Origin of the sequence: Streptomyces albidicamelliae, from assembly GCF_025642175.1 — a bacterium.
GTDB classification, from domain to species: Bacteria; Actinomycetota; Actinomycetes; order Streptomycetales; family Streptomycetaceae; genus Streptomyces; species Streptomyces albidocamelliae.
This window is the reverse complement of record NZ_CP106795.1, coordinates 1,045,273-1,058,208: the sequence shown is the minus strand read 5'-3', so window position 1 is coordinate 1,058,208 and position 12,936 is coordinate 1,045,273. Positions and strand designations below refer to the sequence as shown.

Below are 12,936 nucleotides of genomic sequence, written 5' to 3'. Positions count from 1 at the left end.
CGGGCCGACGGGTGTACTCAGCCCGCCAGTTCGCCGAGGAGTCGCCAGGTGCGTCGGCGGTCGGCTTCTCCGGCGATCTCGGTGCCCGAGAACACGACCTCGGTGGCGCCCGCGTCGCGGTAACGGCGTACCTCGGCCTCGACGGTCTTCTCGTCGCCGATCACGGCCAGGTCGGCGGCCCGTCGGCCGCCGGAGAGCTCGATGACCCGCGCGTAGGACGGGATCTGTTCGTAGAACGCGAGGTTCTCGGTGGCCTTTTTCCGCACCCTGTCGACGTCGTCGGTGACCACGCCGGGCACCAGAGCCACGATCCTGGGCGTGGGGCGGCCGGCGGCCTCGGCCGCGGCGGTCAGGGCGGGCACGACGTGGTCCGCCAGAGCGCGCGGTCCCACCAGATACGGCAGGATCCCGTCGGCCAGCTCACCGCTTGCCCGCAGCGCCTGCGGCCCCATCGCGGCGACGAGCAGGGGGACACCGCTCTCTGCCCCCGGTACCCGCGCCGGGATCGGTGTGGTCGCGGTGAGCAGCTCGCCGTGGAAGTCGGCCGTGCCGGTATCGATCAACTGCCTCAGGGCGGTGAGGAATTCGCGCAGCCGGGCGATGGGGCGTTCGAAAGGCAGGCCGAAGCCGGACTCCGTCAGCAGTTTCGTGCCCAGGGCCAGACCGAGGTGATAGCGGCCGTGGGTCGCGGCCTGGGCGGTCTGGGCCTGGCTGGAGACGAGCTGCGGGTGGCGGCCGAAGACGGGGATCGCGGAGGTGCCGACCTGCAGTCCGGGCGCTTCGCGCCCGACGATCGCCGCGAGCTGGGGTGAGTCCGCGCCGAAGGTCTGCCCGAACCAGGCAGATGTGAGACCGAACTCTGCTGCCTCCTGGGCGAGTCGGACGGTCGCGTCGACCTGGTTCGGCGCGTCGGACGCGTTGAGCGCTACTCCAACAGTCATGTCAGTTCAGAACGGGCGTCGGCCGAACCCGCATTCCGGTCCACGTGTGACAGCCTCTTGTCAGTCATGTGTACTCAGTCATGAAGGGAAGGGCCGGCCCGGGGGCTCAGCCAGCCTGCCGCTGGCGCGGTGCGGACCGGTGGGTGAGGGGTGCGCGCAGGCCGAGGTTCTCGCGCAGGGTGTTGCCGGTGTATTCGGTGCGGTAGATCCCGCGTTCCTGCAGTTCCGGGACGAGCAGATCGACGATGTCGTCGAGGCCGTCGGGGATGAGGTACGGAGTGACGTTGAAGCCGTCGATCGCGCCGTGCCGTACGTAGTGGGCGAACTTGTCCGCGAGGCCGGCCGGAGTGCCCACGTGCCCGCGCTGCGGGCCCAGCGCGATGACGGTCTCGCGCAGGGACCAGCCGTGCGCCTCCGCCTTCGCCCGCCACTCCGCGACGACGGCACGCGGGTCGGCGATGCGCCGGGCACCGAAGGAGCCGTCGTTCTCGGTGACGACCGGGTCATCCTTCGGCAGCGGCCCGTCGGCGTCACGGTCGGACAGGTCGATGCCCCACAGCTGCCCGGTGATCCCCAAAGCCGTGGCCGGGGTGACCTGTTGGAGCCGGATCCAGTGCTTCTTCTCCTGCGCCTCCTCCTCGGTGGCGCCGATGATGATCTCGGCGCCGGGCAGGATGCGTAGGTCGTCGTCGGGCCGTCCGACCGCGCGCAGCCGGCGCCGGATGTCTTCGGCGAAGGCCAGCGCGTCGTCGAAGTCGTTGCCGTGCGCGGAGAAGATGACGTCGGCGTTGCGGGCGGCGAAGTCGCGCCCCTCACCGGAGTCACCGGCCTGGAAGATCACCGGGTGACCCTGGGCGCTGCGCGGCAGGGTCGGAGCGAGGTCGACGTCGAACTGCGGTCCCTTGTGCCGTACTTGGTGTACGGCGCCGGGCAGCGACCAGGCGGGCGCGCCGATGGAGCCGGAGACTGCCCCGTCCTCCCAGCCGTCCCAGAGGGCGCGGGCCACGGTGAGGAATTCCTCGGCGCGCCGATAGCGGTCGGCGTGGTCGAGGTAACCGCCGCGGCGGAAGTTCGCGCCGGTCCAGGCGTTGTCCGTGGTCACCACGTTCCAGCCGGCGCGGCCCTCGGAGAGCAGGTCCAGACCGGAGAGGCGGCGCGCCAGGTCGGCGGGTTCGTTGAAGGTGGAGTTGGACGTGGAGACCAGGCCGATGCGGCGGGTGACCGCGGCCAGCGCGGCGAGCTGGGTGAGGGCGTCCGGCCGTCCGGCCACGTCGAGGTCGTGGATCCTGCCGTCGACCTCGCGCAGCCGCAGTCCCTCACCGAGGAAGAAGGCGTCGAACAGGCCGCGTTCCGCGGTCTGGGCGACCCGGCGGAAGGAGGCTGGGTCGATCTGGGAGCCGCTGTCGGGGGCGGACCAGATGGTCCAGTGGTTGACGCCCTGGAAGAACACCCCGAAGTGGAGCTGGGCGTCGGGCCGGGGGACGTCGAGGGGGTCGGTGCGGGTCATCGGGCGTCCTCCGGGGCGGCCGCGGCGGCGGTGGCGAAGCGGTTGGCGGGGCGCTGCAGACCCAGGGTCGAGCGCAGGGACGTGCCGGGCACCGGGCGGGCGACAAGACGCCGCTCGGACAGGTCCGGCAGGACGAGGCGGGAGAGGACGGACAGGTCCTCGTCCAGCACCAGCGGATGCAGCCGTACGCCGTCGACGTGACGGCTCAAGTCATCCAGCAAGGCGATGAGTTGGTTGGCGGGGCCGACGTGCCGCAGCCTTCCCCGGTCGGTCCATTCCGCGTGTCGTTCGAGGTCTGCGACGCGTTCGGCGGCTGTGGCCTCGGGTGTGTCCAGTGCCACTTCGACCTCCGCGAAGACGCGGGGCGTACCGGCGGCTGCGGCGGCCGTGGCGACCGATGCGAGGTCGCGCCCTGTGACGAGCGCGACGTCGAGCTGTGCGTAGGGAACCCGGTCCGGACGGCCCAGGACGACAAGCTGCCCCTGGGGCGGGCGCGGCACGATCGCCGGGCCCTTGACGGCATACGTCTCACCGGTGAAGTCGATGTAGTGGAGCCGTTCGCGGTCGAGGTAGCGGCTGGTGGCCACGGACCGGATGACCGCGTCGTCCTCCCACGAGTCCCACAGGGCGCGGGCCACCTCGACCCCATCACGGGATTCCCGGGCCCGCGCGTCGGCGCCGGCGACGAGCGGGCGCCCCCAGGCCCGGGCCGCTTCGGGACGCTCCTCCTCCGTCACCACCCACCCGGCGCGACCGGCGGAGATGTGGTCCAGGGACGCCAACTGACTGGAGACGTGGAAGGGCTCCGCATACGTGACCGGGACGACCGGCGCGATCCCGATGGTGCTCGTGGACGCCGCGACGAAAGCCGCCCGCTCGACTGCGCCGATCCGGCCCACGGGATCCGGTGCGGCGCCCGGCGGCAGCACGCCGTCGTCCAGGGTGATCAGGGTGAACCCGGCGTTCTCGGCGATGGCGGCGACCCGGGCCACGCGGCGCGGCGTGAGCAGTTGATCGGGGGAGTGGGCGGCGCGGCGCCAGGCCGCGGGGTGGGCGCCGTCGCCGTCGAGCTCGACGGCGAGGTGCAGGGCAGAGCCGGACAATGGGGTTCCTTCCGCGAACACGGGAGCACGAAGACGCGAGCACGCGCGGCCACAGGCCACGACGAGACAGCCGGCGGGACTGGCCGGCAGGGGTCAGACGTGTACGGAAGGACAAACGGCGGAGGAGGTGCGGCAGTAGTCGACATGCCGCCGGGTGATCAGCCGCGCACCAGTGCACGCACCGCGCGGTGCCGCGCCCAGTACGTGCATCGAAGCCTCCACCTGTCAGGAACTTTCCCGTTCAACGTATGTCGTCCGCCCCGCTGAATGTCAAGGTCGACCATGGGCGCAGGGTCGTCTCGCCCGCTGGGACGCATGGTGGACGCATCTTTCCTGGTGTGCTTTGATCCGGCCATGGAGACCACTGGCACGGCACACACGGTGCTGCTCGACCCGTTCTGGGTGAGCCGCCGCGCCGACCAGTTCGACCAGGTCTGTTGCTGACCGCCGTTCGACGGCTCGCGATCTCGTTCTTCTCTTTCTGTCTGCTGCCTCCTTTCGCCCTCAACTAGCCATCTTTGGGGCGTAGTTGTGGAGCGCGCGTGTCCGCCCTGCCGTGAAGGAATCTTCCATGGCCCAGTCCACAGCCTTGCCTGTCATCGACATCTCCCGCTTCCGCGCCCCGGACAGGGACCGTGACGCTCTCCTCGCCGAACTCCGCTCCGCCGCCCACGAGGTGGGCTTCTTCTACGTCACCGGGCACGGTGTGTCAGGGGCACTGCGGGAAGAGGTGCTGAGCGCGGCCCGCCGCTTCTTCGCGCTGCCGGAGGAGCAGCGGCTGGAGATCGAGAACCTCAACTCAGGCCAGTTTCGCGGCTATACGCGCACCGGCACCGAATACACGGGGGGCAGCGCCGACTGGCGCGAGCAGATCGACATCGGTCCGGAGCGGGCGGCGCTCGGGACCGGCCCGGACGATCCCGACTATCTGCGCCTGATCGGCCCCAACCAATGGCCCTCCGCACTACCGGAGCTGCGGGACATCGTGCTGCGCTGGCAGGCGGAGGCGCTGCGGGTGAGTCGTGAGGTGCTGCGGGCGCTCGCCGCGGCGCTCGGGCAGGACGAGGGCTACTTCGACCAGTGGTTCGACGACGAGGCGGCCGTGCACGTGAAGATCGTGCACTATCCGCCGCGCGTCGCCGAGGACGCAGACCAGGGCGTGGGCGCGCACAAGGACTACGGCTATCTTGCGCTGTTGCAGCAGGACGAGGTCGGCGGGCTCCAGGTGCAGCGCGAGGACGGCGAGTGGATCGACGCGGTACCCGTGCCCGGCGCGTTCGTGTTCAACATCGGTGAGATGCTGGAGATCGCCACCCAGGGCTATCTGAAGGCCACTCACCACCGGGTGGTCAGTCCGCAGCCCGGTGTGCACCGTTACTCGATCCCCTTCTTCCTCGGCCCGCGCCTGGACGCGGTTGTCAAGCCGCTGCAACTTCCCCCGGAGCTGGCGGCGTTGAGCCGTGGCGTGACCGACGACCCGGACAACCCGCTGCTCGCGGCCTTCGGGGAGAACGCGGTCGTCGGCTGGCTCCGCTCGCATCCGCGGGTCGCCGAGCGCTGGTGGTCCGACGTCCTGGTGAAGCGGGAGGCCCAGAACCTATGAGCAACTGGGCCTTCGAGACCCGTCAGGTGCATGCCGGCGCCGTTCCCGACCCCGCGACCGGCGCCCGGGCGGTGCCGATCCACCAGGCCACCAGCTACGTCTTCCGGGACACCGCGCACGCCGCCGCGGCCTTCGAACTGGCCGACCTGACCACTCACGCCTACACACGGCTGTCGAACCCGACCACCGCGGTGGCCGAGGAGAGGATCGCCTCCCTGGAGGGCGGGTCGGCCTCGGTCGCCGTGGCCAGCGGCCAGGCCGCGACGAGCCTCGCCCTGCTCAACCTGGCACGCGCAGGCGATCACATCGTCGCCTCGTCGTCCCTGTACGGCGGCACCCGCACCCTCTTGGAGCACACCTTCGCCGACTTCGGCATCGATGTCACCTTCGTCGACGACCCGGACGACCTGGGCGCCTGGTACACGGCCGTACGTCCCACCACGAAGGCGTTCTTCGGTGAGACCGTCGGCAACCCACGCGGCAACATCCTCGACATCGAGGCGGTGGCCCGCATCGCCCACGAGGTCGGCGTGCCGCTCGTCGTCGACAACACCGTGCTCACGCCCTACCTGCTGCGCCCGTTCGAACACGGCGCCGACATCGTCGTGCACTCCACCACCAAGTTCCTCTCCGGCCACGGCACCGGTATCAGCGGGGTCGTCGTGGACAGCGGGCACTTCGACTTCGGTGCCGACCCCGATCGATGGCCGGGACTGACCCGCCCCGATCCGACCTACAACGGCCTGTCCTTCTGGGACTCCTTCTCCGACCTCGGCCTTGCCTACTTGTTGCGTCTGCGTACCCGCCTGGTCCGGGATCTGGGACCGGCCGTCTCGCCCTTCAACAGCTTCCTGCTCCTGCAGGGCCTGGAGACGCTCAGCCTGCGCGTCGAACGGCACGTCTCCAACACCCAGTCGCTCGCGGAATGGCTGGAGGAACAGCCGCAGGTGACACGGGTCCACTACGCCTCCCTGCCCTCAAGCCCGTGGCAGACGCAGGCCAAGCGGTATCTGCCGCGCGGTGCCGGAGCGGTCCTCGCCTTCGAACTCGCCGGTGGCCTGGAGGCGGGCCGGCGTTTCGTCGAGGGCGTCAGGCTGTTCAGCCATCTCGCGAACATCGGCGACGTACGCAGCCTCGTCATCCAGCCCGCCGCCACCACCCACGCCCAACTGGACGCCGGTCAGCAGGCCGCGGCCGGGGTCACCCCCGGCCTGGTGCGGCTGTCGGTCGGGATCGAGGGTGTCGACGACCTGATCGCCGACCTCGACGCAGGGCTGAGAGCCGCCGCCGTATGAACCCCGTCGCCGGCACCCGAGGAACACGATCCGCCATGCGCCGCAGCACCGCCCTCCGGCTCGCCGCCCCCTCGGTCCTCGCCGGCCTGGCCGCGACCGCCTGTGGCACCGGCGCGGCCGACGACCGGGTGAACGCAGGGCCGAGCGGCCTGGACGCCTTCGCCGAGCGCGTCATCCCTGAGCTGCGGCGCCGCAGCCGGTTCCGCACCCACTGCACGCGCCGCACACTGCGCGATCACCTGGGCCTGCCGCGGTCGTCCCGGCGGGCGTAGTGCTCCCGGGAGAAGACCGCGCCGCACGGCGGGTGCTGCTGGTGTGCATGGCGGCGGGCGCGACGACCCTGCTGGACCAGGCTGTGCTCAACATCGCGATCCCGAGCATGCGCCAGTCGCTCGGGGCCACCGGGGCGGACGTCCAGTGGATCGTGGCCGGGTACTCGCTGGCCTTCGGCCTGGCCCTCGTCCCCGGTGGCAGCCTCGGTGACCTGCACGGGCGCAAGCGTCTCTTCATGGCCGGGGTGGCGGTCTTCCTCCTGGCCGGGGTGACGGCCGCGACCGGAGGTGAGCCGGAGACCCTGATCGGTGCCCGGCTGGTCCAGGGTGCTGCGGCCGGGCTTGTCAACTCGCAGGTGATCGGCACCATTCAGGACGTCTTCCACGGTCCGGCCCGCGGGCGTGCGCTAGGCCTGTACGCGGTCACCGGCGGCGTGGCCACGGCCCTCGGCCCGCCACTCGGCGGTGCGCTCGTCGCCGGACTCGGCCCCGAGGCGGGCTGGCGGTGCTGCCTGTTGATGAGCACTCCGTGCGCCGTACTCACCCTGACCCTCGCGGCGCGCCTGCTGCCTCCGCCCAGGCGCACCGCCCGCAACTCCCGGCTGGACGTCCTGGGCCTCGGTCTGCTCTGCGGCTGCACGCTGACGCTGATGGTGCCCTTCATCCGCACCCCGGACAACGGGGGAGAAACACTGCTGTGGGGCACCGCGGTGGGCGTGCTGGCAGCCGTCTTCGCCGTGCACCAGCGCCTGCGGGTGCGGCGGGGCCGTCAGCCGCTGGTGCACCCCGCGCTGACCTCGTCGAAGCCGTACATGCTGGGCACAGCCGTCGCCATGGCCCAGTTCGGCTCCTCACTGGCCGCGTTCCTCGTACTCACCGTCTTCCTGCAAAGCGGCCTCGGTCTGTCCGCTCTGCTCACGGCGGCGGTCACCCTCCCCGGGGCGGTCGGGATGGGCATCTCTTCGGCCCTGGCCTGGCGGCTCGTGCGACGGATCGGACCGCGTACGGTGACCGTCGGACTGACCCTGGGCATCGGTGCCGCTCTGACGGGAGCGGCAGTCGCGCTCTACGCGCCGACGGAGGCGCTGCCGATGACACTGGCCGGGACGCAGCTGATGTCCGGCACCGCCGGAGGGCTCACCGTCTCGCCCAACCAGACCCAGGTGCTGCAGCATGCGCCTGCCGAGGCCGCGGGAGTGGGCGGCGGCGTCCTGCAGATGGCCCAGCGCATCGCGGCGGCCATCTGCCTCAGCGCCGTCCCGGCGGTCTATCTGCACGCCGCTTCCGGTCCCCCGGGAGACGGTCAACCTCGGTCGGGGTACGCGCTGGCCTCCTGTGTCTGCGCGGGCCTGCTCGCCGTTGCCCTGCTGCTGTCCTTGCGGCGCGGCACCGCCCCGCCGTCTCGCCTGTCCGCACCCGCGGCGGCGCGCCTCGCCCACGCGGTTCCCCGCTCCAAGGAATCGACCTGATCCCCCGTGGCGCGGGTGTCGCACCTCGCCCTCTTCATGCCTCAGCGGCTCTTTCACCCCTACCGAAAACCGAAGGAGATCACGTGAGTTTCACCAGAACGCGGCCCGCCCTCGTAGTCCTGGGTGCGGCGGCGCTGTTGTCCGCGTCCGTCGCCGTTCCACAGGCCTCGGCGGCCGGCCGTACGTCCACGTCCCTCGCCTGGTACGACGCCACCGCCGAGACCATCGCGGCGGCCGGGGCATCCACCCAGATCACCAACAGCCGTACGTGGGCCATCAGTTGGCTCGCTGCCGCCAGGGCCACCCGAAGCGTGCCCACGGGCGTCGAACGCGGCGCGTTTCAGGAGGCGGCGCTCGCCGGGGCCGTACACCGTGCGCTGGTGACGCTGGTCCCGAGCCGTGCGGAGCAGCTCGACGCGACGTACAAGGAGACCCTCGACGCGATCCCCGATGGCCCCGCTGAGGAGCGGGGTGTCGCAGCCGGGGAGAAGCAGGCCGATCTTGTCCTGAAGTCGAGGGAGGGCGACGGCCTGGATCCCGCCTCGGTCAACGCGCCCTATCCCGTAAAGCCCCCGGCGCCGGGCGTGTGGCAGCCGACGCCGCCCGGCTACGCACCGGCGGCCCAGTACGGCAACCGTCTCGCCAAGCCGTTCCTGCTCAAAACGCAGAGCCAGTTCCGGCTCGGCCCGCCGCCCGCCCTCGACTCCCGGCGCTACGCCGCCGACCTCGCGGAGGTGCGGGCGTACGGTGCCGCGGACAGCGCGGTGCGCAGCGCCCGCCAGACCGAGACGGCCACCTTCTGGCTGGGCTCCTCCCTCACCCTCTACACCGAGCCGCTGCGGGTGGCGCTCTCGCGCGCGGACCAGGGGATCGCCGGGCAGGCGCGGCTGGTCGCGCTCTTCCACGTGGCGCTGGTGGACACACAGATCGCCACCTCCGACAGCAAGTACACCTACGACCGCTGGCGTCCCGTCACCGCGATCCGCACCGGCACCATCGACCCCGACCCGGACTGGACGCCGCTGCACACCACCCCCGCTCATCCGGACTACCCCAGCGGCCACAACACCTACGCGGGCGCCGCACGGACCGTGCTGTCGGCGCTGGTCGGGCCGCGTACCGCCCCGTTCGACCTCACCAGCCCCACCGCGCCCGGGGTGACGAGGACGTACACCGCCTGGAAGCAGCTCGCGGACGAGAACGTGGACGCTCGGGTCTTCTCCGGCATCCACACCCGGTCGGCCGACGAGGCGGGGATCACGCTTGGCACGAACGTGGCACGGTACGTCCTGCAGAACGCGGGACGGCTCCTCGCCCCACGCTGACCCTCCGAGCGCTCACCGGCAGCGCGGCGCCCAATCCGTGGTGCTGACGAAACGCAGGCGATGACCGTACCGAGGCCCCGCCGTCGTGTGGGGCCTCGGTGGGCCGGGCTCATTCGAACGCCGCCGCGTCGCGCAGCGCCTGGGCCGCCCGACCCCACCCCGGCGCACCGCCCGCAACTCCCGGCTGACGTTCTCGGCCTCGGCCCGCTCCGCGGCCGCCCGCTGACGCTCACCGGGGTGGTTGTCTGCAGGGCCCGCTGTTCGGGCGTGGCCACCGGGGGGATCGAGCAGAGTGCGCAGCCCCGGGAAGACAACGAAGCACCGGGCTGCTGATCGAGGGAAACGGTCCGGGCGTGGACGACCGGCGGCGCTGCCGCACAGGGGGCTTGCCCTTGACGCACACGTCAGAGGCAAGCGATGCGGGCTGTGCGATCTCCACGACGAGGCGGAGACGTTCTCCGTGTCCGCAATGCAAGACCTGTCCGGAAAGATATTGACCGACGTGGTGGACCTCTGCTGAACTCCCGTCTTATGAACCCGCGCGTGGACCTCACTCGGCGGCGCCACATCGACCTGGCGCACGTCTCCAGCGCGTTTTGTTGTCGCTGACGCGGCAAGGGATCGTCGTATCCACCTCCTGAGGGCTCCCCTCCCCTCCCCTCTCACCTCCCTCGTATGAGCCGGGAGCCTGTTCGCGCACGCCGACGCGGCCGCTGAGATCGCGGCTGTAGCGGTCCTGCGACCACGCGCCTTCGGCGACCACGCGTCCTCTCTCCGGCCGGCCCAGTCCGGTATTCCGCATGGTCGATCAGTCCTGCGCAGTACCCCACCCCCTTCACTCGACTCTCCGTTCTCCAGCACCCCTTGGCGTGCCCATCTGCCCGGGAGGGATCCCCTCATGCCTCCGTCCATCCGAAAGCTCACCGGCCGCATCGGCGCGGTCGTCGACGGCGTCGACCTCGCGGCGCCACCCGACCTCTCGACAGTCACGACGCTCCGAGACGCCCTCAACGAACACAAGGCGATCGTGTTCGACGACGTGCAGCTCGACAACGCCGGCCAGGAGCGCGTGGCCGGGTGGTTCGGCGAACTCACCACCGCCCATCCGAACGTGCCGGCCGCAGACGGCACGACGAATGTCCTTGCCGTCGACAGCGCGACGTCCAAGGCCAACGAGTGGCACACGGACGTCACCTTCGTGGTCAACCCGCCGCAGCTCACCACGCTCCGGTCCATCGTGACCACGCCCTACGGCGGCCAGACGCTCATCGCCAACGCCGCCGCGGCCTACCGCGACCTCCCCGAACCGCTGCGCTCCCTCGCGGACACGCTGCGCGTCGTGCACACCAACCAGCACGACTACGCCCGCCCCGCAGCCACGACGGCGCAGCGACAGGAGTACGACCGGGCCTTCGTCTCGACGCCCTACGAGGCCGAGCACCCGGTCGTGCGAGTCCATCCGCTCACCGGCGAACGCGGGCTGTTCATCGGTGGCTTCGCCAAGCGGATCGTCGGCCTGTCGAGCGGCGACTCGGCAGATCTGCTGCGCATCCTCCAGTCGTATGTGACCCGTCCGGAGAACATCCTGAGCTGGACCTGGTCTCCGAACCAGCTGCTGATCTTCGACAACCGGATCACCCAGCACTACGCGGTGGACAACTACGACGACCACCCGCGCCGCCTCAACCGGGTGACCATCGCAGGAGAGGTACCGACCGGTGTCGACGGCCGCCGCAGCGAGCAACTGATCGGCGATGCCTCGCACTACAGCAGCGTGCTGGCGGTGGCGGCATGACCGATCTCAGCCTCAAGGCGCCGGCCGTCACCAAGGTCCCGGACGCCGAGACGACGGGCACGCGGGAACGCGAGGTGTTCCTGCCGCGCGACGCCCGCCGCCGGACGCCGCTCAGCACACTCCGCGAGCGCCTGCGCTGGCCGCTGGGCATCTACACGACTCCGGTCGCGATCCTCATCGCCTGGGAGATCCTCGCCCGGGCCGGAGTGTTGGCGAAGACCTACGCCCCCGCACCGACGTCGATCGTGAGGTCCGCCGCCGATCTTTGGCAACAGGGCGTCCTCGGGCCGGACTTGGCCATCTCGCTGCAGAGGGCCGGCATCGGTCTCGCGATCGGTCTGACGGTGGGCATCGTCAGCGGGGTGCTCGGCGGGCTGCTACGCAGCGGTGAGTACCTGTTCAACGGCTTGGTACAGGTGCTGAACACGATCCCCCTCCTCGCGGTGCTGCCGCTGATGATCGTGTGGTTCGGCATCGACGAGCTCACGAAGGTGCTGCTGATCTCCTTCGGCGCCGGTGTCCCGATGTATCTCAACCTGTTCGCCGCGATACGGGGCGTCGACCAGCGGCTGATCGAAATGGCGCGCACGACGGGCGCGGGCAGCTGGCGCCTGGTGACGCGCGTGCTGGTGCCCGGGGCCCTGCCGGGGTTCCTGGTGGGCCTCCGGTTCTCCCTCGCATACAGCGTCCTGGGTCTCGTCGCCGCCGAAACCGTCAACGCGGACAAGGGACTTGGCTTCCTCATCACTCAGGGGCAGACGTATCTCCAGACCAACCAGGTCTTCGTGGGACTGGTGATCTACTCGCTCCTCGGTCTGCTCGCCGACCAGTTCGTCCGGGCTCTCGAGCGGGTGCTGCTGCGGTGGCGACCCAGTTATGAGGCGTCATGAGCAGCACGACCGCGACGGAGCCCCGTCGGCAGACCGGGGTCGTCGTCGAGCAGGTGGTCCGACAGTTCGGTGACCGGGTGGTGCTCGACCACCTCGACCTCACCATCGCCGACGAGGAGTTGGTGATCCTGCTCGGCCCTTCGGGCTGCGGCAAGAGCACCCTGCTGCGGCTGCTCGCCGGACTGGACCGGCCCGACGGCGGGCGCGTGGAGGTCCCGGCCCGGCGCGCGATCGTCTTCCAGGCCGACCGGCTGCTGCCCTGGCAGCGGGTACTGCGCAACGTCACGCTCGGCCTGCACGGGTACGACGCTGAGCAGCGGGCCCGCGACGTACTCGCCGAGGTCGGCCTCGCCGGCCGCGAGAGGGCCTGGCCCAAGGAACTCTCCGGCGGCGAGGCCCAGCGGGTCTCACTCGCGCGGGCGCTCGTCTCCGAGCCCGAACTCGTCCTGCTCGACGAACCGTTCGCCGCCCTCGACGCGATCACCCGGCTGCGCATGCACGACCTCGTACGCGCGCTGCGGACCAAGCATCAGGCGGCCATGCTGCTGGTCACCCACGACGTCGACGAGGCGATCGCCCTGGCGGACCGCATCGTCGTCATGAGCAACGGCCGCATCGGCACCTCGCACGAGGTGCACCTCACCGCCGCGGACCGCGAGGCGAGCATCGCACGCGAGGAACTGCGCGCCCGGCTCCTGGAAGACCTCGGCCTCGCCGGCCAGCACTGACCTCCCCG

At 71.0% G+C, this 12,936-nt stretch carries 11 protein-coding genes; 8 read left to right on the top strand and 3 right to left on the bottom strand.

Going from position 1 to position 12,936, the window contains the following annotated elements; genetic code table 11:
• Positions 1-17 precede the first annotated feature (17 nt).
• The 3 genes from N8I86_RS05085 to N8I86_RS05075 all read right to left on the bottom strand — a co-directional run bounded on the left by N8I86_RS05085 (position 18) and on the right by N8I86_RS05075 (position 3,551).
• Complete coding sequence (locus N8I86_RS05085) at positions 18-941, bottom strand: LLM class F420-dependent oxidoreductase (RefSeq protein WP_263277212.1); 924 nt, start codon at positions 939-941, stop codon at positions 18-20.
• Positions 942-1,047: 106 nt separating this feature from the next.
• Positions 1,048-2,448 carry an NtaA/DmoA family FMN-dependent monooxygenase gene (locus N8I86_RS05080; RefSeq protein WP_263277211.1) on the bottom strand — a complete coding sequence of 467 codons (1,401 nt, stop codon included), beginning with the start codon at positions 2,446-2,448 and terminating at the stop codon, positions 1,048-1,050.
• Complete coding sequence (locus tag N8I86_RS05075; protein ID WP_263277210.1) at positions 2,445-3,551, bottom strand: LLM class flavin-dependent oxidoreductase; 1,107 nt, start codon at positions 3,549-3,551, stop codon at positions 2,445-2,447. The genes N8I86_RS05080 and N8I86_RS05075 overlap by 4 nt, the downstream gene beginning before the upstream one ends.
• 571 nt (positions 3,552-4,122) lie before the next feature.
• Between N8I86_RS05075 and N8I86_RS05070 the strand changes: the two genes are divergently transcribed.
• From N8I86_RS05070 to N8I86_RS05035, 8 genes are all read left to right on the top strand, one after another.
• Entirely contained in the window at positions 4,123-5,154 is a 1,032-nt protein-coding gene (locus N8I86_RS05070; protein WP_263277209.1) for an isopenicillin N synthase family dioxygenase, read from the top strand.
• Positions 5,151-6,449, top strand: coding sequence for an O-acetylhomoserine aminocarboxypropyltransferase/cysteine synthase family protein (locus N8I86_RS05065; protein ID WP_263277208.1), 1,299 nt, complete (start codon positions 5,151-5,153; stop codon positions 6,447-6,449). Before N8I86_RS05070 ends, N8I86_RS05065 begins: the two co-directional genes overlap by 4 nt.
• Before the next feature lie 35 nt (positions 6,450-6,484).
• Positions 6,485-6,721 (top strand): hypothetical protein, encoded by a 237-nt coding sequence (locus tag N8I86_RS05060; RefSeq protein WP_263277207.1) that lies wholly within the window; start codon positions 6,485-6,487, stop codon positions 6,719-6,721.
• Positions 6,721-8,190: an MFS transporter gene (locus tag N8I86_RS05055; RefSeq protein WP_263277206.1), complete on the top strand. Its 1,470-nt coding sequence runs from the start codon at positions 6,721-6,723 to the stop codon at positions 8,188-8,190. Before N8I86_RS05060 ends, N8I86_RS05055 begins: the two co-directional genes overlap by 1 nt.
• A gap of 83 nt (positions 8,191-8,273) precedes the next feature.
• Positions 8,274-9,515 (top strand): vanadium-dependent haloperoxidase, encoded by a 1,242-nt coding sequence (locus N8I86_RS05050; protein WP_263277205.1) that lies wholly within the window; start codon positions 8,274-8,276, stop codon positions 9,513-9,515.
• 898 nt (positions 9,516-10,413) lie between these two features.
• On the top strand, positions 10,414-11,310 hold the full coding sequence (locus N8I86_RS05045) for a TauD/TfdA dioxygenase family protein (RefSeq protein WP_073894554.1): 897 nt from the start codon (positions 10,414-10,416) through the stop codon (positions 11,308-11,310).
• Positions 11,307-12,200, top strand: a complete 894-nt coding sequence (locus N8I86_RS05040; protein WP_263277204.1) for an ABC transporter permease — start codon at positions 11,307-11,309, stop codon at positions 12,198-12,200. The genes N8I86_RS05045 and N8I86_RS05040 overlap by 4 nt, the downstream gene beginning before the upstream one ends.
• Positions 12,197-12,928: an ABC transporter ATP-binding protein gene (locus N8I86_RS05035; RefSeq protein ID WP_073894551.1), complete on the top strand. Its 732-nt coding sequence runs from the start codon at positions 12,197-12,199 to the stop codon at positions 12,926-12,928. Before N8I86_RS05040 ends, N8I86_RS05035 begins: the two co-directional genes overlap by 4 nt.
• The last annotated feature ends 8 nt before the right edge of the window (positions 12,929-12,936 follow it).

What these genes read in the sequence shown, in the direction of transcription:
- N8I86_RS05060 (WP_263277207.1), top strand. Translation starts at nt 6,485, where the DNA reads ATGCGCCGCAGCACCGCCCTCCGGCTCGCCGCCCCCTCGGTCCTCGCC.
- N8I86_RS05080 (WP_263277211.1), bottom strand. Translation starts at nt 2,448, where the DNA reads ATGACCCGCACCGACCCCCTCGACGTCCCCCGGCCCGACGCCCAGCTC.
- N8I86_RS05070 (WP_263277209.1), top strand. Translation starts at nt 4,123, where the DNA reads ATGGCCCAGTCCACAGCCTTGCCTGTCATCGACATCTCCCGCTTCCGC.
- N8I86_RS05045 (WP_073894554.1), top strand. Translation starts at nt 10,414, where the DNA reads ATGCCTCCGTCCATCCGAAAGCTCACCGGCCGCATCGGCGCGGTCGTC.
- N8I86_RS05040 (WP_263277204.1), top strand. Translation starts at nt 11,307, where the DNA reads ATGACCGATCTCAGCCTCAAGGCGCCGGCCGTCACCAAGGTCCCGGAC.
- N8I86_RS05085 (WP_263277212.1), bottom strand. Translation starts at nt 941, where the DNA reads ATGACTGTTGGAGTAGCGCTCAACGCGTCCGACGCGCCGAACCAGGTC.
- N8I86_RS05035 (WP_073894551.1), top strand. Translation starts at nt 12,197, where the DNA reads ATGAGCAGCACGACCGCGACGGAGCCCCGTCGGCAGACCGGGGTCGTC.
- N8I86_RS05065 (WP_263277208.1), top strand. Translation starts at nt 5,151, where the DNA reads ATGAGCAACTGGGCCTTCGAGACCCGTCAGGTGCATGCCGGCGCCGTT.